The 23,172-nt window shown below is 69.8% G+C and carries 19 protein-coding genes; 9 read left to right on the top strand and 10 right to left on the bottom strand.

Annotated elements, in window-relative coordinates:
• Positions 1–74 precede the first annotated feature (74 nt).
• From BM43_RS19500 to BM43_RS19490, 3 genes are all read right to left on the bottom strand, one after another.
• A complete protein-coding gene (locus tag BM43_RS19500; protein ID WP_036049677.1) occupies positions 75–1,295 on the bottom strand; it encodes a benzoate/H(+) symporter BenE family transporter in 1,221 nt (406 codons plus the stop codon).
• 130 nt (positions 1,296–1,425) lie between these two features.
• Positions 1,426–2,601, bottom strand: a complete 1,176-nt coding sequence (locus tag BM43_RS19495) for a vWA domain-containing protein (RefSeq protein WP_036049678.1) — start codon at positions 2,599–2,601, stop codon at positions 1,426–1,428.
• Between the two features lie 116 nt (positions 2,602–2,717).
• Entirely contained in the window at positions 2,718–3,560 is an 843-nt protein-coding gene (locus BM43_RS19490) for an AAA family ATPase (protein ID WP_013698955.1), read from the bottom strand.
• Positions 3,561–3,842: 282 nt separating this feature from the next.
• Here BM43_RS19490 and BM43_RS19485 point away from each other — a divergent pair, with 282 nt between their 5' ends.
• A complete protein-coding gene (locus BM43_RS19485; RefSeq protein ID WP_013698954.1) occupies positions 3,843–4,205 on the top strand; it encodes a c-type cytochrome in 363 nt (120 codons plus the stop codon).
• A gap of 39 nt (positions 4,206–4,244) precedes the next feature.
• Positions 4,245–4,613 (top strand): c-type cytochrome, encoded by a 369-nt coding sequence (locus BM43_RS19480; protein ID WP_025096534.1) that lies wholly within the window; start codon positions 4,245–4,247, stop codon positions 4,611–4,613.
• Positions 4,614–4,755: 142 nt separating this feature from the next.
• Here the strand turns inward: BM43_RS19480 and BM43_RS19475 are convergent, their stop codons facing one another.
• On the bottom strand, positions 4,756–5,190 hold the full coding sequence (locus tag BM43_RS19475; protein WP_013698952.1) for a DUF1841 family protein: 435 nt from the start codon (positions 5,188–5,190) through the stop codon (positions 4,756–4,758).
• A gap of 229 nt (positions 5,191–5,419) precedes the next feature.
• Here BM43_RS19475 and BM43_RS19470 point away from each other — a divergent pair, with 229 nt between their 5' ends.
• Positions 5,420–6,355 carry a DMT family transporter gene (locus BM43_RS19470; protein ID WP_036049681.1) on the top strand — a complete coding sequence of 312 codons (936 nt, stop codon included), beginning with the start codon at positions 5,420–5,422 and terminating at the stop codon, positions 6,353–6,355.
• Between the two features lie 140 nt (positions 6,356–6,495).
• Here the strand turns inward: BM43_RS19470 and nth are convergent, their stop codons facing one another.
• Together nth and rsxB are read right to left on the bottom strand one after the other, a co-directional pair.
• Complete coding sequence (gene nth / locus BM43_RS19465) at positions 6,496–7,140, bottom strand: endonuclease III (protein WP_036049683.1); 645 nt, start codon at positions 7,138–7,140, stop codon at positions 6,496–6,498.
• A complete protein-coding gene (gene rsxB, locus BM43_RS19460) occupies positions 7,137–8,078 on the bottom strand; it encodes an electron transport complex subunit RsxB (protein ID WP_036049685.1) in 942 nt (313 codons plus the stop codon). Before rsxB ends, nth begins: the two co-directional genes overlap by 4 nt.
• Positions 8,079–8,320: 242 nt before the next feature.
• Between rsxB and BM43_RS19455 the strand changes: the two genes are divergently transcribed.
• Positions 8,321–8,953 (top strand): TetR/AcrR family transcriptional regulator, encoded by a 633-nt coding sequence (locus BM43_RS19455; RefSeq protein ID WP_025096530.1) that lies wholly within the window; start codon positions 8,321–8,323, stop codon positions 8,951–8,953.
• A 114-nt stretch (positions 8,954–9,067) separates the two neighbouring features.
• Here BM43_RS19455 and BM43_RS19450 read toward each other — a convergent pair whose 3' ends face one another.
• Positions 9,068–10,627 carry a polyhydroxyalkanoate depolymerase gene (locus BM43_RS19450; RefSeq protein ID WP_036049686.1) on the bottom strand — a complete coding sequence of 520 codons (1,560 nt, stop codon included), beginning with the start codon at positions 10,625–10,627 and terminating at the stop codon, positions 9,068–9,070.
• Between the two features lie 232 nt (positions 10,628–10,859).
• Complete coding sequence (locus BM43_RS19445) at positions 10,860–12,689, bottom strand: glycoside hydrolase family 15 protein (RefSeq protein ID WP_036049688.1); 1,830 nt, start codon at positions 12,687–12,689, stop codon at positions 10,860–10,862.
• Positions 12,690–12,908: 219 nt separating this feature from the next.
• Between BM43_RS19445 and BM43_RS19440 the strand changes: the two genes are divergently transcribed.
• Positions 12,909–14,117 (top strand): lactonase family protein, encoded by a 1,209-nt coding sequence (locus tag BM43_RS19440; RefSeq protein WP_013698945.1) that lies wholly within the window; start codon positions 12,909–12,911, stop codon positions 14,115–14,117.
• A gap of 256 nt (positions 14,118–14,373) precedes the next feature.
• On the opposite strand, the gene BM43_RS42310 is transcribed toward BM43_RS19440, so the two are convergent.
• Positions 14,374–18,567, bottom strand: coding sequence for an FtsK/SpoIIIE family DNA translocase (locus tag BM43_RS42310; RefSeq protein ID WP_036049691.1), 4,194 nt, complete (start codon positions 18,565–18,567; stop codon positions 14,374–14,376).
• A gap of 169 nt (positions 18,568–18,736) precedes the next feature.
• Positions 18,737–19,297, bottom strand: a complete 561-nt coding sequence (locus BM43_RS19430; protein WP_036053043.1) for an META domain-containing protein — start codon at positions 19,295–19,297, stop codon at positions 18,737–18,739.
• A gap of 210 nt (positions 19,298–19,507) precedes the next feature.
• On the opposite strand from BM43_RS19430, the gene purT reads away from it, so the two are divergent.
• From purT to BM43_RS19410, 4 genes are all read left to right on the top strand, one after another.
• A complete protein-coding gene (gene purT / locus BM43_RS19425) occupies positions 19,508–20,722 on the top strand; it encodes a formate-dependent phosphoribosylglycinamide formyltransferase (RefSeq protein ID WP_025096524.1) in 1,215 nt (404 codons plus the stop codon).
• A 165-nt stretch (positions 20,723–20,887) separates the two neighbouring features.
• Positions 20,888–21,049: a DUF6726 family protein gene (locus BM43_RS41740; protein ID WP_013698941.1), complete on the top strand. Its 162-nt coding sequence runs from the start codon at positions 20,888–20,890 to the stop codon at positions 21,047–21,049.
• Positions 21,050–21,099: 50 nt separating this feature from the next.
• Positions 21,100–21,483, top strand: coding sequence for an MliC family protein (locus BM43_RS19415; RefSeq protein ID WP_036049693.1), 384 nt, complete (start codon positions 21,100–21,102; stop codon positions 21,481–21,483).
• Between the two features lie 224 nt (positions 21,484–21,707).
• Positions 21,708–23,165, top strand: a complete 1,458-nt coding sequence (locus BM43_RS19410) for a DEAD/DEAH box helicase (protein WP_017919512.1) — start codon at positions 21,708–21,710, stop codon at positions 23,163–23,165.
• Positions 23,166–23,172 lie beyond the last annotated feature (7 nt).

The raw sequence follows: 23,172 nt of genomic DNA, 5'->3' as shown, positions 1-23,172 counted from the left end.
GTGGAATCGGGGCGGCAACGGGCGCGAGGCGCGCCGCGGCGCCGTTCGGCCGGCCGCGCGCGCTTCGGGTGGCCTCAGGCGCCGGGCGCGCGCCGCGCGTTCAGGATCAGTTGCGTGATCACGCCGGCCACCAGGCCCCAGAAGGCCGAGCCGATCGACAGCAGGGTCAGCCCCGAGGCGGTCACCATGAAGGTGACCAGGGCCGCCTCGCGCTGGCGCAGGTCCTGCATCGCGTTGGCCAGGCCGCTCATGATCGAGCCGAACAGCGCCAGCGCCGCCACCGAGACCACCAGCGCCTTGGGCAGCGCATCGAACAGCGCCGCGATGGTGGCGCCGAACACGCCCGCCACCAGGTAGAACAGGCCGCACCAGACCGCGGCCGGATAACGCCGCGCGCGATCCTCGTGCGCCTCGGGGCCGGTGCAGATGGCGGCCGTGATGGCGGCCAGGTTGATGCCGTGCGAGCCGAACGGCGCCAGCGCCAGCGAGGCGATGCCGGTGGTGGCGATCAGCGGCGAGGAGGGCGTCGCGTAGCCGTCGGCGCGCAGCACGGCGATGCCGGGCACGTTCTGCGAGGCCATCGCGACCACGAACAGTGGGATCCCGATGCTGACGATCGCCGACAGCGAGAAGGCAGGCACGGTGAGCACCGGATGCGCCAGGGCGATCTGGAAGCGACTGAAGTCGAGCAGGCCCAGCGCGCCGGACACGGCCGTGCCGGCCGCCAGGGTGGTGACGATCGCGTAGCGTGGCGCGAGCCGCTTGACCACCAGGTAGGTGAGGAACATGACGATCACCAGCGCGGTCTGGAACTGCGCGGCGCGGAAGATCTCGATGCCGATCTCGAACAGGATGCCGGCCAGCAGGGCCGAGGCGATGCCGGCCGGGATCCGCCGCATCAGCGCGTCGAACAGGCCGCTCAGGCCGACCGCGGTGAGCAGCAGCGCGCACACCACGAAGGCGCCGATCGCGTACGGGTAGGGCACACCGGGCAGCGAGGCCACCAGCAGCGCGGCGCCCGGCGTCGACCAGGCCACCACCACCGGCGCGCGATAGCGCAGCGACAGGCCCACCGTGGTCACGCCCATGCCGATCGACAGCGCCCAGATCCAGGACGAGATCTGCGCGTCGCTCAGGTGGGCGGCGCGGCCGGCCTGGAACATCAGCACCAGCGAGCTGGTATAGCCGGTCATCATCGCGACGAAGCCGGCGACCAGCGCCGACAGCGAGGTATCCGCGAAGAAGCGCGGGGCGGAGGCGGCCGGCGGCGAGCCGGGCGCTGGGGACGGATTCATGTTGCGAAGGCTCCGAGCGGGGAGGGAAGACGGTTCACGCGCCGCGCGGAACGCGACGGGCGATCCGGCGGCGCGGGGAGGATACAGCGGGTTGGGGCGGAACGGGGCGGCGGCGAAGCCGGCGGGGGCGCTACTTGCTCAGTTGCCGCATCGCGGCTTCCAGGCCGGCCAGCGTGAGCGGGTACATGCGCGCGCCCAGCAGGTCGCGAATGATCGCGATCGACTGCCGGTATTCCCATAGTCGCTCGGGCTCGGGGTTGAGCCAGGCGTGGTTGGGGAACTGGTCGGCGAGCCGGCGCAGCCACACGGAGCCGGCCTCGGGATTGTTGTATTCGACCGAGCCGCCGGGCTGGGCGACTTCATAGGGGCTCATGGTGGCGTCGCCCACGAAGATCAGCTTGTAGTCGGCGCTGAACTTGTGGATCACGTCCCAGGTGGGCGTGCGCTCGGCGTGGCGACGCCGGTTGTTCTTCCACAGGTAGTCGTAGACGCAGTTGTGGAAGTAGTAGAACTCCAGGTGCTTGAACTCGGCCTTGGCCGCCGAGAACAGCTCCTCGGTGCGCGCGATGTGGTCGTCCATCGAGCCGCCCACGTCGAGCAGCATCAGCACCTTCACCCTGTTGTGCCGCTCGGGCACCATGCGCAGGTCGAGCCAGCCGGCATTGGCGGCCGTGCTGCGGATGGTGCCGGGCAGGTCGAGCTGGTCGGCCGCCCCCTCGCGCGCGAAGCGGCGCAGCCGGCGCAGCGCGACCTTGATGTTGCGGGTGCCGAGCTCGACCGAATCGTCGTAGTCGCGATAGGCGCGCGCCTCCCAGACCTTCAGCGCGGTGCGGTTGCCGTTGGACGGCCCGCCGATGCGGATTCCTTCAGGGTTGTAGCCGCCATGGCCGAACGGCGAGGTGCCGCCGGTGCCGATCCACTTGTTGCCGCCTTCGTGGCGCGCCTTCTGTTCGTCGAACAGCTCGCGCAGTCGCTCCATCAGCTTGTCCAGGCCGCCGAGCGCCTCGATCTGCGCCTTTTCCTCGGCCGTCAGTTCGCGCTGCAGCTTCTTCTCGAGCCAGTCGGCCGGGATCTCGAAGGCCTCGGCCGGCAGGGCCGCGACGCCGTGGAAGTAGCGGCCGAAGGCTTGGTCGAAGCGGTCGAAATACTGCTCGTCCTTCACCAGGGTCATGCGCGCGAGGTAGTAGAAGGCGTCGATCGACGGCGGGATCACCTCCTGGCGCAGCGCGTCGAGCAGCATCAGGTATTCCTTGACCGAGACCGGCAGCTTGGCCGCGCGCAGGGAATAGAAGAAGTCGATCAGCATCGGCGCGCTCCGGGTTCGGCCGCGCGCGCTGGCGCCCGGCCGGGAGAACCGGCCAGGCGGAGGAAGATGGAGCGGGGCGCGCGGGACATGAAGGGCTAGGGGCCGGGTTGGCGGGTTCAGCGATTGTGCCGGTTCATCTGCACCAGTCGCTCGAACAGGCTCAGATCCTGCTCGTTCTTGAGCAGCGCGCCGGCCAGCGGCGGCACCACCAGCTTGTGGTCGGTCGAGCGCAGCGCCTCGGGCGGGATGTCTTCGGCCAGCAGCAGCTTGAGCCAGTCGAGCAGTTCGGAGGTCGAAGGTTTCTTCTTGAGCCCCGACACGCCGCGCAGCTCGAAGAAGCTCTCGAGCGCGGTGCGCACCAGCGCCTGCTTGATGCCGGGGTAGTGGACCTCGATGATGCGCTGCATCGTCGAGGGATCGGGGAACTGGATGTAGTGGAAGAAGCAGCGGCGCAGGAAGGCGTCCGGCAGCTCCTTCTCGTTGTTCGAGGTGATGATCACCAGTGGCCGGTGCCTCGCCTTCACCAACTGGCGCGTTTCATACACATGGAATTCCATGCGGTCGAGCTCGCGCAGCAGGTCGTTGGGGAATTCGATGTCGGCCTTGTCGATCTCGTCGATCAGCAGCACGCAGGGCTCGTCGGCCTCGAAGGCCTGCCACAGCACGCCGCGCACGATGTAGTTGGCGATCTCCTTGACGCGCTCGTCGCCGAGCTGGGAATCGCGCAGCCGCGAAACCGCGTCGTATTCGTAGAGACCCTGCTGTGCCTTGGTGGTCGACTTGATGTGCCACTGCAGCAGCGGCATGCCGAGCGCGGCGGCCACTTCCTCGGCCAGCATGGTCTTGCCGGTGCCGGGCTCGCCCTTCACCAGCAGCGGGCGCTGCAGCGTCAGCGCGGCGTTGACGGCGAGCTTCAGATCGTCGGTGGCGACGTATTGCGAGGAACCTTCGAAGCGCATGGCGGCTTGTTTCCCGGCGAAAAATCCCAGTATAAGTCAAAGCCGCTGTTGCGTCGGCGCATCGCTTGGTACTGTAGCGGGCGCTGCGGCGGCGGCCTCCGGCGGGCCTTCGAGGGGTGTCCCGGGGCCGTCGCGGGGCAGGGCCGGCGCGGGTGGACTGCGTCGTCGGCAGCGCGGTACAATCGGGCCGACTTTCGGCCTGCGTGTCTCACCTATAAGCAAAATGACGCGGTCCGTTGCCTTACCGGGCGACAGGTTTTCCCCTCAAGCTAGGTACAAGCTATGAACAATTTCGTCGGCAAACAGGTCGTGGCCGCGGCGCTCATGGCGCTTCTGGCCACCGCATCGCAGGCGGCTGGGGCGGCGGGCAACCCGAAGGACGGGGCCAGCAAGGCTGCGATGTGCATCGGCTGTCATGGCATCGAAGACTACCGCACGGCGTATCCGGAGGTGTACCGGGTACCGCTGCTCGGCGGACAGAATCAGCAATACCTGGAAAACGCGCTCAAGGCGTATCGCAAGAAGGACCGGCATTTCGCGTCGATGAACGCCATCGCCGCCTCGCTGAGCGACCAGGACATCGCGGACCTCGCCGCGTACTACGCCTCCCAGAAGCCCGATTCGAAGATCAATCCCTACAAGTAAAGCCCGCGCTGGCGTTTGCTCAGCAGGACAGGAGCCCTCATGAACAAGCATCAACCGGCATTGCGCATTGCGGCGGCGTTCGCGCTGGCCGCCTGTTTCGCGACGGGCGCCGCGCATGCGGCCGACGCGGCTCGGGGCAAGCAGCTGGTCGAATCGCACAACTGCGCCGCGTGCCACGGCACCAAGTTCGACAATCCGATCAACGCCGAGTACCCGCGCCTGGCGGGCCAGCGCTCCGACTACCTGGTCTGGGCCATGCGCCAGTACCAGATGGGGCTCGACAACCCGCTGCTGGGGCGCGACAACGCCATCATGCGCGCCCAGGTGCAGAGCCTGTCGATCAGCGACATGCAGGACATCGCCGCCTACCTGGAGTCGCTGCCGGGCAGCCTGGTGTTCAAGAAGTGACGGCCTGAGCGGGCGCCTCGCGTTCGCGTCGTCGAGAGCCGCGGGCAGGGCGCGCGCGGCATGCCCCGCTTTGGCGGGGCATTTTTTTGCGTGGAGCCTGGCGCCGGCGCCGTGCGCAGGTCCGCGCCGGTGCCCGCCGGCCTCAGTCGCGCGAGGCGCGGCGCAGGATTCGTTGCAGGTAGGCGTCGGTGTCGGGCGGCGTATTGGTGCGCTGCGCTTCCCAGATCGTCTCGCCCAGGCAGTCCATGATCGCGTGCTGCGCGTCGTGCGCCGAGGGCAGCCGCGCGGCCAGCTTCTCGTGCGCGGCGCGAATGCCCGGCGGCTGGTCGATCGACAACTGCTCGCTGATCGCCAGGTGCATCGACAGGTGCAGGAACGGGTTGGTGCGGCCCGCCTCCGGCGAATACTCGCGCGAGGCGGCGCCTTCGCCCTCGTCGAGCTCGGCGTGGTATTCGGGATGCTCGACGATCCAGTCGGCGGCGATCGCTTCCAGCGGCGTGAGGATCTCGCCCTTGCGCTGCTTGCGGCGGGCGTCGATGAAGAAGCGACGGACTTCGTCGCGGCTCGGGTTGAACATGATTCGGGGGACGTTGGGGCGCGGCGGCGTGCTGCGGAAGCGGCCATTCTACGCCGGCCGGCGGGAGGCTGCCTCCGGGCGGGGCAGGCCGCGGGCGGGGCCGGGCAGGTGCCTGCCGCGTGGATCGGCATTGTTCCCGACTATCGGGGCGCGAGCGCGCTCGCTAGAATCGATCGCTTGCCGTTGCGCTGCCGCGGCTTCCCCTCATTTCGTTCGCTCAGGCCCATCCATGGTCACCGCCCTTGCCCAGGCCCCGTCGTCCGCTGCCGTTCGCGGCGCCCTGTTCGTCGCGCTGTCCGCCGTCGCATTCGGCGCGATGGCGATCTTCGGCCGCTACGCCTACGCGGCCGGCGTCGACGTGCTGGGGCTGCTGATCGTGCGCTTCGGCATCGGCGGCGCGCTGCTGGCGCTGATCGCGTGGCGGCGCGGCGTGGCCTGGCCCGGCGCACGCGCGCGAGTGCGCATCGCCGCGATGGGCGCGCTCGGCTACGTCGGCCAGTCGTTCTGCTATTTCACCGCGCTGCAGCATGCGCAGGCCAGCCTGGTGGCGCTGCTGCTCTACCTGTACCCGGCCTTTGTGACCCTGCTCGCGGCCTGGTGGCTCGGCGAGCGGCTGACCCGCGTCAAGGCGATGGCCCTGGTGCTGTGCGTGGCCGGCTCGGCGCTGATGGTGGGCGGCGGGCATGGCGAGCCGCTCGGCATCGCGCTGTCGCTGGCGGCGGCCGTGATCTATTCGCTCTACATCGTGGCGGGCACGCGCGCCACGCGCGGCGTGGACCCGCTCGCGACCACCGCGATCATCTGCATCGCCGCCACGCTGATGTTCACGCTGATCGCCCTGGCGCGCTGGGCTGCCTTCGGCGTCGCGCCGCAATGGCCGCAGGCGGGTTCGGGCTGGCTCGCGCTGGTGGCGATCGCCCTGGTGTCGACGGTCGGCGCGATGCTGGCCTTCTTCGCCGGGCTGTCGCTGCTGGGCGCGGCGCGCACCGCCATGCTCTCGACGCTGGAGCCGGTGGTCACGGTGGCGCTGGCCGCGCTGCTGTTCGGCGAGGCCTTGTCGCCGATGCAGTGGGCGGGCGGCGTGGCGATCCTGGTGGCCGTGCTGTGGCTGGTGAAGGCGGGCGGCAAGGCCGACGACGCGGCGACCGCCACCGCGAATGCCTGATCTGCGCGGCGGGCGGATTCTTTAACGATGCCGCGCAACGCATCGCAGTGCGAATCAATCGGCGCGGGGCGCGGCGAGGTCGGGCCGGCGTGATGCAGACTGGACGACGCGGTGCCCGGCAGGCGCGCACCGCGCCGGTCTCATTCGAGCGGCGCCGGCGTCTTGGGCTTGAAATCGCAGAGCGGTTCGATCGCGCAATGCCAGCATTCGGGCCGGCGCGCCTTGCAGACGTAGCGGCCGTGCAGGATCAGCCAGTGATGCGCATCCTGCAGGAATTCCGCCGGCGTGAATTTCTCCAGCGCGATCTCCACCGCGCGCACGTCCTTGCCCGGCGCGAGCCCGGTGCGATTGGCGACGCGGAAGATATGCGTGTCGACGGCGATGGTCGGATGGCCGAAGGCGGTATTGAGCACCACGTTCGCGGTCTTGCGACCGACCCCGGGCAGCGCCTCGAGCGCCTCGCGATCGGCCGGCACCTCGCCTGCATGCTGCTCCAGCAGGATCCGGCAGGTCGCGATCACGTTCTTCGCCTTGGTCTTGTAGAGCCCGATGGTCTTGATGTAGTCGGTCACGCCGGCCTCGCCGAGCGCGAGCACCTGGCTGGGCGTGTTCGCCACCGGGAACATGCGCCGCATCGCCTTGTTGACCGACACGTCGGTGGCCTGCGCCGACAGCATCACCGCGATCAGCAGCTCGAACGGCGTGCTGTATTCGAGCTCGGTGGTCGGGTTCGGATTGAGGCTGCGCAGCGTTTCGTAGATCGCGCGTCGTTTGGTGGCGTTCATGCGTTGCGTGGCGGTTTGGTCGGCGAATCGTCGCCGGGTTGGCCCTTCACGGGTTGGCCCTTCGATTCGTCGTCGGGTCGATCGCTGGCGCGCGGCGGCTCGCCACCTGTCTGTGCGGCCTGTTCGGCCGCGCGGCGTTCCTGCTCGATGCGCCGGCGACGTGCCTCGGCCGCGTCGATCTGCGCCTGCACGGCAGGGCTCACGTTCTCGGTGTTCTTCGGCGCCTCGCCGCTGGCGGCCAGTTCTTCCTTCTTCTTGCGCGCGCGCTCCATCGCCGCGGCGATGATCGCGCGTTTCTTCGCTTCGGGATCGTCGGCGGGCGCGGCGGGGCTCGATGCGGCCGGGGCAGATGCGGCGGCCGCGGCGGTTTGCGCGGCCTGCGCCGCGCTGGCCGCACGACGGGCGGCGGCGCGTGCCTCGGCGGCCTCGCGCTCGCGGCGCTGGCGCGCCACGTGGTGGTCGTGCCGCGCGCGCGCCGCGTCGGCCTGCTGCTGGGTCCAGGCATCCCAGCCGGTGTGCTCGCCGGTGACCGGGATCATCGCGATGCAGTCGACGGGGCAGGGCGCCACGCACAGGTCGCAACCGGTGCAGAGTTCAGCCACCACCGTGTGCATCTGTTTCGGAGCCCCGACGATCGCGTCGACCGGGCAGGCCTGGATGCACAGCGTGCAGCCGATGCAGAGCTGCTCGTCGATCACGGCCAGCGGCCGCGGGCGCTCCTCGCCATGCTCGACGGCCAGCGGGATCACCGGCTTGCCGAGCAGATTGGCGAGTCGCTCGATGCCTTCGTGGCCGCCGGGCGGGCATTGGTTGTAGTTGGCGCTGCCGTCGGCGATCGCCTCGGCATACGGACGGCAGCCATCGAAGCCGCACTTCGTGCATTGTGTCTGGGGCAGCAGATCTTCGATGCGATCCGCGAGTTTTCTGGTGTCGGTCACGGTGACGGCGGGGCTGGGCGCGCGCCAGGGCGGGGTGGATCGGCGCGGCCCGAATGGTTCGGCAAAGCGTAATTATCGCCGATTTCCCGCCTTGCGCTCGGCTGCGCCTGTGCGCATAATCAAGGCGCATTTTTTGCTCGACCGCAGCAGGTGCCGCCGCCTACCCGGCCGGTCGGCGCCCCCGGTGCCGGAGGCGTGTGAGGCGCGCCGGCAGTGCCGACAGGATCACGCGGGCCCAATTCATGAATCAGCCAAAAATCAAAAGAGATCCCGAAGGAACGCGGCGACGCATCCTGCAAGCCGCCGCCGAGGAATTCGCCAGCGGTGGCTTGTTCGGCGCGCGTGTCGACCAGATCGCCCGCCGCGCCGAAACCAACGAGCGGATGCTCTACTACTATTTCGGCAGCAAGGAACAGCTGTTCACGGCCGTGCTCGAGCAGGCCTTCTCCGCCCTGACCGAAGCCGAGCGCGTGCTCGATTTCGACGGCGTGCCGCCGGTCGAGGCCGTCACGCGGCTGGCTCATTTCATTTGGGATTACTACAGGGATCATCCCGAGCTGCTGCGGCTCATCAACAACGAAAACCTGCATGAAGCGCGCTACATTTTGAAGTCGCCGCGCACGCGCGAGATGATCTCGCCGCTGGTGCAGACGCTCGGCAACGTGCTGGCGCGCGGGCAGAGCGCCGGGCTGTTCCGCTCGGACGTCGATCCGTTGCGCTTCTACGTGACCTTGTCGGGCCTGGGCTACTACATCGTCTCGAACCGCTACACGCTGGCCGCGATGCTCGATCGCGACTTCAGCACGCCCGACGAGCGCGCCGAGATGGTGCGCATGAATACCGACATCCTGCTCGCCTACCTGCTGCGCCGCTGATGCCTCCCGGCGGCGCACCGCGCTTGCCGCGATTATCGTTTCCGAAAACAAGAACGCGCCGTTCGGCGGCATGAGCCGAACGGCGCGTTCTCGCGTCTGGCGACGCGGCTTGCCTCAGATCGTCTTGCGTGCGCGCGGCGCACGCGCCGGCGAAACCTTGGACGTGGCGGCGGGCTTCACCGTCTGCTTCGCGGATTTTTTCGCGGCGGCCGATTGACTGGCCGGCTGGGCGGCGGCGCGACGCGTGGCGGTCGAGCCGCGCTTGACCGCGGCGGCGCGTCCCGCGCTCGAGGCCGTATCGTGCGCGCTGGCGCCTGCCAGCGCTTCGGCCGCTGCCGGCGTGCCCTGGACACCGTTGCCGGTGCCATGGCCGCCGGCCGGATCGTCGCTGCCCGGCGTCACGGGTGCCGCATCGTCGGCGGTTTTCGCCGCCGGCTGATGCTCGCGGATGAATTCGCGCAACTGCGGGTAGATGATGGTGCGCCAGCGGCGGCCCGAGAAGATCCCGTAATGGCCGCATTTCTCGGCGGTCAGGCTGCGGCGATGCTCGCCGGGAATGCCGGTGCAGAGTTCCTGCGCGACGTGAGTCTGGCCGCTGCCGGAGATGTCGTCGAGTTCGCCCTCGATCGTCATCAGCGCGGTGGCCTTGATGTCGGCCGGCTTCACGCGCTCGCCGCGCACGTCCCAGGTGCCCTCGGCCAGGCCGAACTCCTGGAACACGATGCGGATGGTGTCCAGGTAGTACTCGGCGGCCATGTCGAGCACGGCGTTGTACTCGTCGTAGAAGCGGCGGTGCGCCTCGGCATCGTCCTCGTCGCCGCGCAGCAGGCTCTGGTAGAAATCCCAGTGCGATTGCGCGTGGCGTTCCGGGTTCATCGCCACGAAGCCGGTGTGCTGCAGGAAGCCCGGATAAACCTGGCGGCCCTCGCCCGGGTAGTTGGCCGGCACCGTGTGGATCACGTTGTTCTCGAACCAGGCCATCGAGTGATTGGTGGCCAGCGAGTTCACCGAGGTCGGGCTCTTGCGCGCGTCGATCGGGCCGCCCATCATCGTCATGGTGAGCGGGGTGTCCTCGCCGCGGCTGGCCATCAGCGAGATCGCCGCCAGCACCGGCACGGTGGGCTGGCACACCGAGATCACGTGCAGGTTGCGCGCGCCGATGTGGCGGATGAATTCCTGGATGTAGTCGACGTAGTCATCGAGATGGAACGCGCCCACCTCGACCGGCACCATGCGCGCGTCGATCCAGTCGGTGATGTAGACCTTGTGGTCCTGCAGCAGGGTGCGCACGGTGTCGCGCAGCAGCGTGGAATGGTGGCCCGACAGCGGCGCGCAGACCAGCACCACCGGCTCTTCCTTGAGCTGCCCCACCGCGGCGGAATCGTCCGCGTAGCGCTTGAAGCGCATCAGGCGGCAGAACGGCTTCTCGATGATGGTCTGCTCGACGATCGGGATCTGGTGGCCATCCTTCTCGATCTGGTGCAGGTCGAATTCGGGCTTCTCGTAATCCTTGCCGAGCCGGTACATCAATTCGTAGGCGGCGGCCCAGCGCGTGGCACCGGGCATCAGCGAGAGCGGGCTGGACGGATTCGCGAAGGATTTCGAGGCCGCCTGGGCCCAGGCGGTCAGCGGACTCAGCAGCGCCCGCTGGAACTCGTGCATTTGGTAAAGCATGAAGAAGGCTCCCGAGGGGAGGACGTCGCGGGGCATTGGAGGCCGCGGCGCGCGGTGGGGTCCGGGGCCGGACCGCGCGAGCGGCCGGCCAGTCGCGTCGATCATATCGGGTTCCATGTCATGCCGCAATGCAGCATTTTCCCCATGTCGGCCCGATCTTGCGAAGTTTGACGAATCGCGGTCTTGACTTCTTCTTGTCGCAAAACCCGCGGCCCAAACCCCTGCCGCGGCCTCAGCGGCCGTCGGTTTCGACCGCCACCGGCTGCCCGGCGGCCTGGGCCATTTCCTCCTCGTGGTGCATCAGGTTCATGGCCGTGTGGACCAGCGCGACGTGCGAGAAGGCCTGCGGGAAATTCCCGACCTGGCGGCCCTCGACGGGATCGTATTCCTCGGCCAGCAGGCCCAGGTCGTTGGCCAGCGACAGCAGGCGGCGGAACAGCCGATGCGCGTCGTCGATGCGCCCGAGCAGGGCGTAGTTGTCGACCAGCCAGAAGCTGCAGGCGAGGAAGGTGCCCTCGCCGGGCGGCAGGCCGTCGTCGAAATCGGTGGTGCGATAGCGCATCACCAGGCCGCCGTGCAGCAGCTCGCGCTCGATCGCCTCGACGGTGCCCACCACGCGCGGGTCGGACGGCGGCAGGAAGCCCACCAGCGGCAGCATCAGCACGCTGGCATCGAGTTCGTCGCTGCCGTAGCTCTGCGTGAAGGCCTGCTTGGCCTCGTTCCAGGCGTTGGTGCAGACGTCCTCGTGGATCGCCTCGCGCAGCGCGCGCCAGTGGTCGAGCGGCGCGGGCAGGCGGAACTGCTCGGCCGACTTGATGGCGCGGTCGAACGCGACCCAGGCCATGATCTTCGAGAAGGTGAAGTGCTTGCGGCCGCCGCGCGTCTCCCAGATGCCCTCGTCGGGCTCGCGCCAGATCTTCTCGAGATGGGTGAGCAGCGCGCACTGTACCGACCAGACCGTATCGTCGGCCTGCAGCCCGCCCACGCGCGCCAGGTGCAGCGCGGCCATCACCTCGCCGAACACGTCGAGCTGCAACTGGTTGGCGGCGTTGTTGCCGATCCGCACCGGCTTCGAATCCTGGTAGCCGGGCAGCCAGTCGAGCTCCATCTCGGGCAGGCGCCGCTCGCCGGCGATGCCGTACATGATCTGGATCTGCTCGGGCGAGCCGGCCATCACGCGGCCCAGCCAGGCGCGCCAGGCGCGCGCCTCGTCGTAGTAGCCGGCGCGCATCAGCGCGAGCAGGGTGATGGTGGCGTCGCGCAGCCAGCAGTAGCGGTAGTCCCAGTTGCGGGTGCCGCTGATGTGCTCGGGCAGCGAGGTGGTGGGCGCGGCCACGATGCCGCCAGTCGGCTCGTAGGCGAGCGCCTTCAGCGTGATCAGCGAGCGCCGCACCGCGTCGGCGTAGCGGCCCTGGATCGGGCAGCGCGAGGACCATTCGAGCCAGTGGTTCTCGGTGCGCGCCAGCATCGACAGCGGCTCGCGCGCCGGTGGCAGGCGCAGGTGCGAGGGCGCGTAGCCGAGCGAGAAGGGCACGCGTTCCTCGGCGTGCACGGTGAATTCGGCGACGGTGCGCAGGTTCTCGCCCGCGAGCGGCACCGGGGTGCGCAGCACCACCGTGTCGGGGCCGGCGATCGCCTTCATGCCGGCCTCGCGCGACAGGCGCGTGACCCAGGGGATCGAGAAGCCGTAGTCGAAGCGCAGCACCAGCTCCATCTGCATCGGCACGTGGCCGCGCTTGCCGATCACGATGCGCACCAGCTCGGACCAGCCGTTGCCGGGCGGCATGAAGTCGACCACGGTGACGGCGCCGGTCTCGCATTCGTAGTCGGTCTCGAGGATCAGCGTCTCGCCGCGATAGCGGCGCGAGCTGGCGGTGATGCGCGCCTCGGCGCTCGGGCGGATCAGCCAGCGGCCGTGATCGGGCGTGCCGACCAGGGCGGCGAAGCAGGCGCCCGAATCGAAGCGGGGCCAGCAGAGCCAGTCGACCGAGCCGTCGCGTGAAATGAGGGCAGCCGTGTGTCCGTCGCCGACGAGCGCGTAGTCTTCGATGAGGGCTGGCATGGTGGGCAAATTCTCCGTGATGCTGACGTTTGGCTTTCCGGGCCGGCGCCATCGGTCGACGGCGGCGCACATGGCCCCTTATACTGCGCACGGACGAGGCGGGCAGGGCCGCTCGCTTCGTCGGACAATCACAACACTTGAGGCGTTTCGGTGCAAGGAAGTTCCGACGGCCTGGCCGATCAGCACCGGCGCCGCGCCAAATTCGAGAGGTTCATGCGTATGTCATCGCTCAGGCTGGGTCACTGGATCAAGGGTTTCGCCGTGGTGCTGTCGCTGTCCGCGACGCACGCGTTTGCGCAGGATACCGCCAATGCGCCGAACGATGCCGTCTACAACCTGCTGGTCGGCACCTATACCGATTCCGGCAGCGACGGCATCTACGTCTACCGCTTCGATACGCGCACCGGCGACGTGTCGACGCCGATCAGCTCGATCAAGACGGTCAACCCCTCCTACCTGCTGCCGAGCCGCGACGGCCGCTTCGTCTATGCCGTCAACGAGCTGCCGGGCGACAACGGCCCGGCCAGCCAGCGCGGCGGCGTGAGCGCCTTCGGCTTCGACGCGAAGACGGGCGCGTTGAATTTCCTCGATCGCGTGTCCTCGGAAGGGAACGATCCCTGCTACCTGAGCCTGTCGCCGGACGGCAAGTACCTGGTGACCGCCAACTACTCGGTGGCGGCCGACCCGGGCGGCAGCTTCACGCTGTTCCCGATCGAGGCCGACGGCAAGGTGGGCGCCTCGGTGCTGAACGTGCATCACGAGGGCAGCGGCCCGGTGAAGGGCCGCCAGGACGGCGCGCACGTGCATTCGACGGTGTTCTCGCCCGACGGCAAGTACCTGTTCGTGCAGGACCTGGGCGCCGACAAGATCTTCGAATACCGCTACACGCCAGACGGCACGCGCGGCCTGATCGGGCCGACCGAGTCGCGCTACACCATCGTGCCGCCGGGCACCGGGCCGCGCCACATGGTGTTCTCGCGCAACGGCCGCTTCGCCTATGTGACCAACGAGCTGAAGGGCAGCGTCGACGTCTACGGCTATCACGACGGCAAGCTGAGCCACCTGCAGAACGTCAAGCTGTCCGCGCCGGATTTCCATGGCCAGGAAGGCGGCGGCGCGCTGCACCTGTCGCCGGACGGCCGCTTCCTCTACGCGACCAATCGCGGCGATGCCAACGAGATCGTCGCGTTCCGGATCGACGCGGCCAACGGCAAGCTCGCCTTCGCCAGCCGCCAGTCGACGCTGGGCAAGACGCCGCGCGAATTCCTGATCGATCCGACCGGCAAGTGGCTGATCGTCGGCAACCAGGAAAGCGGCAGCTTCTACGTGTTCCGGCGCGACGTGGCGAGCGGCAAGCTCGATCCGGATGCGCGCAAGGTGGCGCTGAGCAAGCCGGTCGATTTCAAGCTGGTGCCGGTGCAGCAGTAAGCGCGAGCGTCCCTGGACGAACGAAACGGGCGGGTCACCCTGGTGGGTGGCCCGCCCGTTTTTTTCATGGCTTGAGGGATCGCAAGGAAGGTTGCGGGCGCGAAGGTTGCGCGGGCAACGGTCGAGGGCGGTCGGTTGCCGACGATGCGCCGGAGCAATTCCGGTGCCTTGCCGGGCGCCTCGCGGCAAGGTCGGAATGGCCCGCTCGTCATCGCGGAACGGCGAGCGGAAGGCCGTCGACCGGACCGCTCGGCCCTTATTCCGGCTGCGGCGGCGCCAGCACCTCGCGGCTGCCGTTGATGCCCATCGGCGAGACCAGCCCCGCCGTTTCCATCTGCTCGACCAGCCGCGCGGCGCGGTTGTAGCCGATGCGCAACTGGCGCTGCACCGAGGAGATCGAGGCGCGCCGCGTGCGCACCACGAAGGCGACCGCCTCGTCGTAGAGCGGATCGGCCTCGGCGTCCGGCGCGTCGCCGAACAGGTCCTGCGCGCCGCCGCCATCCGAGGACGGGCCGTCGAGAATGCCTTCCTCGTATTGCGGCTCGCCGAACTGCTTCAGGTACTCGACGATCCGGTGCACTTCCTCGTCGGCCACGAAGGCGCCGTGCACGCGCTGGGGGTAACCGGTGCCGGGCGGCAGGAACAGCATGTCGCCCTGGCCGAGCAGCGACTCGGCGCCCATCTGGTCGAGAATCGTGCGCGAGTCGATCTTCGAGGACACCTGGAAGGCGACCCGGGTCGGGATATTGGCCTTGATCAGGCCGGTGATCACGTCCACCGAGGGGCGCTGGGTGGCGAGGATCAGGTGGATGCCGGCCGCGCGGGCCTTCTGCGCGAGCCGCGCGATCAGCTCCTCGATCTTCTTGCCGGCCACCATCATCAGGTCGGCCAGCTCGTCGATCACCACCACGATCAGCGGCAGCGGCGAGAGCGGCTCGGGATCCTCGGGCGTGAGCGAGAACGGGTTGCCGATCTTCTTTTCCTTGGCCGCGGCGTCGCGCAGCTTCTGGTTGAAGCTGGCGAGGTTGCGCACGCCCACCGCCGACATCAGCCGGTAGCGCTTCTCCATCTCGCCGACGCACCAGTTCAGCGCGTTGGCGGCCAGCTTCATGTCGGTGACGACCGGCGCGAGCAGGTGCGGGATGCCTTCGTAGACCGACAGCTCCAGCATCTTCGGGTCGATCATGATCAGGCGCACTTCCTCGGGCGTGGCCTTGTAGAGCAGCGAGGCGATCATCGCGTTGACCGCCACCGACTTGCCCGAGCCGGTGGTGCCGGCCACCAGCATGTGCGGCGCCTTGGCGAGGTCGGTGACCACCGGGTTGCCGACGATGTCCTTGCCCATCGCGATGGTCAGTTGCGAGGCCGAATGCTGGTACTGGCGCGAGGCGAGGATCTCGGACAGGCGGATCATCTGCCGCTTGGCATTGGGCAGCTCGAGGCCCATGCAGGTCTTGCCGGGGATGGTCTCGACCACGCGGATCGAGGTCAGGCCCAGGCCGCGCGAGAGATCCTTCATCAGGCCGACGATCTGGCTGCCGCGCACGCCGAGCGCGGGCTCGATCTCGAAGCGTGTGATCACCGGGCCGGCCGAGGCGCCGACCACCGTCACCGGCACCTTGAATTCCTGCAGGCGCTGCTCGATCACCTGGCCGGTCTGGGCCAGGTCGGCCTCGGAGATCGGCTGCATGTCGTCGGAGGCGGGCTCGAGCAGGTCCAGGCCGGGCAGCTCCACGTTCGAGGCGGCCGGGGCGCGGAACTCGAAGGCGTTCGGGTTCGGGGCGCGCGCCGCGGGTTGCGCGGGGGCGGGCGGGGCCGCCGGCGTTGCCTGGGCGGCGGCCGGCGCGGCGAAGGCGGAAGGCATGGCGAGCGGGGCTGCCGCGCCCGACGCGGGTTCGGTGCCGGTTGCGCCGGCGTTGCTTGGTGCCGGGGTGACGATGGTGAATTCGGACGTCGATGCCACCCAGGTATCGGTCGCGGTGCTGAAGCCCGACGGGCTCGCGATGATCGGCGCGGCCGGCGTCGCGCTGCCGGCGGGCGTGAAGATCGGCGCGCCGGCCGTGTAGGTGAAGCCGCCTTCGTCCGGGGCGGCTTCCTGCTCGATCGCAGGTTCGTCCGCCGGCGGTTGCGGCGCGGGGGACGGCGGCGTCGTGGCGAACGATGCGCTCGTCGTCATCGATGCCGTGGTGCCGGTCGGCGTGCTCGTGGCCGGGCTGATGACCGAGGACGTAGCCGGAGCGGTGGCTGCGGGCAGCGATTCCCATGGCGGGACCGCCGCGGCGTGTTGCGATGCCGACGACGACGTGGGGAGCGAAGGCGCATCCGGGGCGGAGGTTTCGCTCCGGTTGACCTGCGCCTGGGGCGTGTCGACAGCCTGCGGACTTGCCGATGCCGCGAACGGGGTCGACGCTGGCGCGGCGAAGGCCGGGCGCGCGGGGACCGGGATCGTCGCGGGCAGGATCGGGGCCGGCGTTGGCGTCGTAACGTGGACTTCCGTGGCAGCGGGCGCCGGTGCCGTCGTCGCGGTGGGTACCGCTGGGATGGGCTCGCTGGTGATGGCCGAAGCTTGCGTCGCCGTCGGTTCCGCTTCGGGCCTCGTCGCTGCGAACGGCCTTGCCGGCTCGGCCGGGATCGCCGGCGGCGAGGCCGTCGAAGCCGGCGAGTTGGGCGTCAGCGAAGCCGACGTCGATACCGCCGGCGCCGCGTTGCCGCTCGTCTCGGCCGGTGCCGTGCCGAAGGCGATCGGCGTTGCACGCGTGATGGACGCGTGGTCGGCGGGTTCGGTCGCCGGTTCGCTTGCAGCGGGCTCGGGCGGTGTCGTGCCAGGCGGCTTGTCTTCGAGCGACGCGAGCGGTTCGGCCGTCGTTTCGGCGATGACATCGGACGCGGAGGCGGCCCACGACGGCAGCGTCGGCGACAGCGCGTCGGCCGGCATGAAGGTGCTGATGTCGATCACCGCATCGCTGTCATCGGTCTGGTCGGCCGGGGCGGCGACGGGAGCCGCGGTGGCATCGGCCGATGTCGCCATCTCGAACGCGAGCGGTGTTTCAGCCAGCGGCGCCAGCGCGGTCGGAGCCTGTGCCGCTTCAGCGGCGGGCGCGGCCTCGAGCTCGGGCTGGGGCGCACGCGTGGTGAACATGCCGGCAGCCTGCGCGCTGCCCGCCGCGATTTCCGCGGCGGCGTCGCCGCGCGGTGCGACCGTGGTACCGGCCAGCGCGGCCCATTGCGCAGTGCTCGCGTCGATCGAGCGCAGCGTGTCCTGCAGGCTCGGCGAGGGTTCGACCGGCTGCACGGGTTTGTCGGTCCAGGCATAGAGCGGCGCGCGCGCCGGTTGCGCGACGCGCCGGCGCTGGGCGGCGTTGGCATTCTGCGTCGACGCGGCCGGACGCGCCGGCGTCCTGGCGGGCAGGTTCTGGGCCGCGGCGGGGCGGGCCGGCTGGGCGATCGGCGGCACCACCGGGCGGATCGGGGCGGCGGCCGGCGCGGCGCGGCGCGTGGACGGGTAGCGCTCCTGCAGCACCTTGACCGCCTGGGCGGCCTGCACCGCCGACGAGGCGAGATTGGGCGAAGCCGGCGGCATCGTCACCGAGGACGGCACGAAGGGCGGCGGCACGGGCGGCGCGGCCATGGCCGCGGCCGCGGAACCGGCGGTCGCGGCAGCCGAGGCGGCCTTGGCTGAGCTCGCGGCCGCCGCGCCCGCGGCGAGTCCGGCCGCGATGCCCGCCGTGCTGCCCGCCGTGCTGCCGCCGACGGTGCCGGAATTCTGCCGGCCGGCCTGGTTCAGCCAGCCTGCCGGCGCGGACGGCTCGACCATCGGCGCCCGCGTGGTGGGCGGCGGGGTCCAGCCACGCGGCTCCTCGCGGCGCGGCTCACGCCGCGCATCGCGCGCCGTGTCGCGCTTCGGATCGGGCCGCCACAGCGTCGGCCGCGCGAAGCGCCCGTTGCGCTTGGGCGCCATCGAGTTGATGGTGTTCGCCGTCGAGGGCTGCACGTCGCCGGCGCGCCGCACGCGGCGGTCCTCGTCGCGGTGCAGGGCGCTGCGCGGCAGGTCGGCCACCGAGCGCGGCTCGTCCTCGTCGCGCCGCGAGCCGCGGCCCAGGCGGAACCCGAAGGAGGCGTCGAGCCAGTCGTTGGTGGTGTGCCAGTCGAGCCCGAACAGCCAGGGCAGGCCGGCCACCAGCAACACCACCATCACCAGCGGCGTGCCGATATGGCCGAACACGTGCTCGAAGCCGGTGGCGAGCAACTGGCCGAAGCGGTCGGTGCCGGCGTCGCCGGGCAGGGCGGTGGCGAGCGTGCAGCTCGCGACGAACACGCTCGCGAAGCCGAGCCACAGACGGATCGAGCCGCCCTTGGCGCCACCCGGCAGCATGCCCTTGACGAGCCGCCAGACGAGGGGGATGAACCAGACGGCCGAAATACCGAACCAGCCGAAAACTACCGTATGCATACCTGGAAACGTGGGATCACGAAGACGGGCGCCGCGCGCGGCCCGTCGGGTTTGAGCGTCCGGTGCATCCGGCCCGCGCGCGCGGGCCGCGAGCCGGAAGGATCTTGTGCCTTGCCTGTTGTATTACCTGTTGCCGAGGCGCGTGATGCGGCCGCGCATCTCGACAGGATCACGGGGTGTCGCGACGGGAGAATGTCAGCGTCGCGCCATCCTGCGTGACCAGATAGAGCTGTTGCGGCGCCTGCATCTGCAGGCCGGCCTTGGTGACGTGCGCGAGCGCGTCGAGATACGGCGCCTCCAGCTTGCCGCCGGCGCTGTTCGGGCAGGCCATGCGCGTGCCGGCCAGCGGCCCGAAGCTGAGCAGCCCGTTCTTCACGGCATAGGTGCCGCCGAAGCGGTTGCAGCCCGAGAAGCCCGAGGCGCGGCGCACGCCGTCGGCGGTCGACAGCGTCAGCGTCGGCACGGCCGGCTGGCCGTTCGCGCCCTGATCCTGCGGCGGCAGCTCGCGCTGCGTGCCGTCGGCATTGCGCCAGCCCGCCAACTGCCAGCTGGTGTCGTCGATCAACTGGATCGCGGCGGGGTTGAACGGATCGGAGGGCGGGGCGGAGGAATCGGGGTGGGTCGGGATCGCGCAGGCGGCCAGCGCGGCCAGCGAGATCGCGGCCAGCGGCGCGCGCAGCGAACGGACGAAGCTGGGGCGCGTGCGCGCGGCCGCGGAAGGTTTATGCATGGCCTCGTTCCTCGAATTCATGGTGATGCTGGCAAAGGCGTAAGAGTAACGCAGTCGGAGCGCGCGAGGCGAGCCGACCATCGGCGGCGCGAAACGTTCTGTCGCCGGTTGCGTCGTCGCCTGCAGGCCGGTTCGCGCCGAAGCTGCGTGTTAACATCGCGCCTTGGTCGTATCCACGTCTTCACCCCAATCTTTTCAGCGGGAAATCTCATGCAGATCGGTCAGCGGCTCGGTACGCCGCTCTCGCCCTCCGCCACGCGCGTCATGCTGCTGGGCGCCGGCGAACTCGGCAAGGAAGTCATCATCGCGTTGCAGCGCCTCGGCGTCGAAGTGATCGCCGTCGATCGCTACGCGAACGCGCCTGGCCACCAGGTCGCGCATCGCGCGCACGTGATCGACATGACCGACGCGGCCGCGCTGCGCGCGCTGGTCGAGGCCGAGCAGCCGCACCTGATCGTGCCCGAGATCGAGGCGATCGCCACCGACGCGCTGGCCGCGATCGAGTCCGAGCGCCTCGCCGAGGTGATCCCGACCGCGCGCGCCACCCAGCTGACCATGAACCGCGAGGGCATCCGCCGCCTGGCGGCCGAGGAGCTCGGCCTGCCGACCTCGCCCTACGCGTTCGCGCAATCCATCGAGGAATTCCGCGCCGCGGTGGCCTCGATCGGTTTCCCCTGCGTGGTCAAGCCGGTGATGTCGTCCTCGGGCAAGGGGCAGTCGGTGCTGCGCGGCGAGGCCGATGTCGAGCCGGCCTGGCAGCATGCGATGGCAGGCGGGCGCGTGAACCACGGCCGCGTGATCGTCGAGGGTTTCATCGATTTCGACTACGAGATCACCCAGCTCACGGTGCGCGCGATCGACCCGGCCAGCAAGGAAACCCGGACCTATTTCTGCGACCCGGTCGGCCACCTGCAGGTCGCCGGCGACTACGTGGAATCCTGGCAGCCGCAGCCGATGAGCGCGATTGCCCGGGAACGTTCGCGCGAGATTGCACACCAAGTGACGACGGCCCTGGGCGGCCGCGGCCTGTTCGGCGTCGAGCTGTTCGTGCGCGGCGACGAGGTCTGGTTCTCCGAGGTCAGCCCGCGTCCGCACGACACGGGGCTGGTGACGCTGGCCTCGCAGCGGCAGTCGGAGTTCGAGCTGCATGCGCGTGCCATACTCGGCCTGCCGGTCGATCCGGCCCTCACGTCGCCGGCCGCCTCGGCGGTGATCTACGGCGGCCTGGACGAGGCCGGCATCGCCTTCGAGGGCGTGGCCGAGGCGCTGGCCGTGCCGGGCGTCGACCTGCGCCTGTTCGGCAAGCCCGAGAGCTTCACCAAGCGTCGCATGGGCGTGGCGGTGGCGATCGGCGCCGATGTCGACGAGGCGCGCGAGCGCGCCAAGCGGGCCGCCGCGGCGGTCCGGCCTGTGTCCGCGCGCTGAGGCGGCACGGCCGGGCTGGGGCGGGGCAGGTGCCGGCCCAGCCGGGCGAACGCGGGCGGTTAGCGTCGTCCCGTTGCCGGGAAGACGTCGTGGGATCCGGCCCGATTTCGCGCAAACCGTATCTAAGGCTGCGGCGGCCAAACGCTGCGGCCGAGGAGTCTCGAGATGAAATGGGTACTTATCGCGACGCTGTGCCTGGCGGTGTCGGGCTGCGGCCTGGCCGCGGCGCCGTGCCGGGTCGCGTCGGCCGGCCTCAAGATCGTGCCGGTGGTCGGCCATGTGGCGGCCGCGCCGACCGATGCCTGTGCCGACGTGATCGATCCCTGATCGAGTCGGCCAGGCATGGCAGCGCCCGGGCAGGGGCAAGGAGCACGCGCATGAAGCGCATCATTTTCGCCGCGGGCCTGCTGGTCGGCTTCGCGGGCATATCGGCGGCCCAGGCCGCGCAACTGACCGTCGAGGAAATCGATACCGACGCGCGCAGCTTCACCCGTTATCAGTGCGCGAACCAGGCGCGGCCGGTGCGGGTCGCCTACTGGCTGGCCCGCAACGGCCAGAGTTTCGCGCTGGTGCCGGTGAACGGCCGGCCGATGCTGTTCGTCGACACGCTGTCGGCCTCGGGCGCGCGCTACCAGGCTGGCCGCTACACCTGGTGGACCAAGGGGCCGGCCGCCACGCTGAGCGACGAGATCGCCGGCAGCTCGGCGCCGCCGCTGCTGGCGGACTGCCAGGAGATCCAGGGCCGCCGCAAGCGTCCCTGAGGCGCCGAGGGGTGCCGTCACGGGCCAGTGCTACAATACCGCCCTTTCCGTCGGCGTTCCGCCGCACGGGGCGGCGCGCCGGGTTCGACCCGGCGCCGTGGCGGCGTCGCGCGGCGCGTCGCAGCAGTTCCGTCATTCATTCCACCGTGTTGTTCGTGCGGCCACCGGCAATCGGCCCGGCCACACCCGAATTCCCGCCGCGCCACTTGAGCGAAACGCCAACCATGTCCGATTCAGCAGCCACGTCCGTCGACGCAACTTTCGATCAGTTCGGCCTCGCGCCCGACATTCTGAAGGCCATTGCGGAGCAGGGCTATACGACGCCGACGCCGATCCAGGCCAAGGCGATTCCGGTCGTGCTGTCCGGGCGCGACGTGATGGGCGCCGCGCAGACGGGCACCGGCAAGACCGCCAGCTTCTCGCTGCCGATCATCCAGCGCCTGTTGCCGCAGGCCAACAGCAGCGCCTCGCCGGCGCGCCACCCGGTGCGCGCATTGATCCTCACGCCGACGCGCGAGCTGGCCGACCAGGTGGCCGCCAACGTGCATGCCTACGCGAAGCACACGGCGCTGCGCAGCGCGGTGGTGTTCGGCGGCGTCGACATGAACCCGCAGATGGCCGAGCTGCGCCGCGGCGTCGAGATCCTGATCGCCACGCCGGGTCGCCTGCTCGACCACGTGCAGCAGAAGACGGCCAACCTCGGCCAGGTGCAGATGCTGGTGCTCGACGAGGCCGACCGGATGCTCGACATGGGCTTCCTGCCCGACCTGCAGCGGATCCTGAACCTGCTGCCCAAGCAGCGCCAGACCCTGCTGTTCTCGGCCACCTTCTCGCCCGAGATCAAGAAGCTGGCCTCGACCTACCTGAGCAACCCGCAGACCATCGAGGTGGCGCGCAGCAATGCGACGGCCACCAATGTCACGCAGGTGGTCTACGAGATCGCCGAGGGCGACAAGCAGGCCGCGGTGGTCAAGCTGATCCGCGATCGCTCGCTCAAGCAGGTGATCGTGTTCTGCAACAGCAAGATCGGTGCGAGCCGCCTGGCGCGCCAGCTCGAGCGCGACGGCGTGGTCGCCACGGCGATCCACGGCGACCGCTCCCAGAACGAACGGATGCAGGCCCTGGATGCCTTCAAGCGCGGCGAGGTCGAGGCGCTGGTCGCCACCGACGTGGCCGCACGCGGCCTGGACATCGCCGAGCTGCCGGCCGTGATCAACTTCGACCTGCCCTTCAACGCCGAGGATTACGTGCACCGCATCGGCCGGACCGGCCGCGCGGGCGCCTCGGGCGACGCGCTGTCGCTGTGCAGCCCGAACGAGCGCAAGCAACTGGCCGATATCGAGAAGCTGATCAAGCGCGACCTGCCGCTGCAGCCGCTCGCGGTCGACGCCCCGGTGCGCGCGCGCCAGGAACGTGGCGAACGCAGCGAGCGCAGCCGCGATCGCGACGAATCGCGCGGCCCGCGCCGTTCGCACGGGCACGGCGGCGAGCGCACGCATCACCATCATTCGCGTCGCGAGGCGCCGGTCGACGAGTTCTTCCTGAAGCCCTACGAGCCGTCGCCGAGCGCGCGCGAGCCCGAGGAGGCGACCAAGCAGCCGGCATCGAGCGAGAAAAAGTCGAAGCAGCCGCTGGCCGCGCTGCTGGGCGGCTTCGGCATGCCGCGCCGCACGTCGTCCTGAGCGGAAT

Origin of the sequence: Burkholderia gladioli, assembly GCF_000959725.1 — a bacterium.
Taxonomy (GTDB): Bacteria; Pseudomonadota; Gammaproteobacteria; order Burkholderiales; family Burkholderiaceae; genus Burkholderia; species Burkholderia gladioli.
This window is presented reverse-complemented; position numbering and strand designations above follow the sequence as displayed.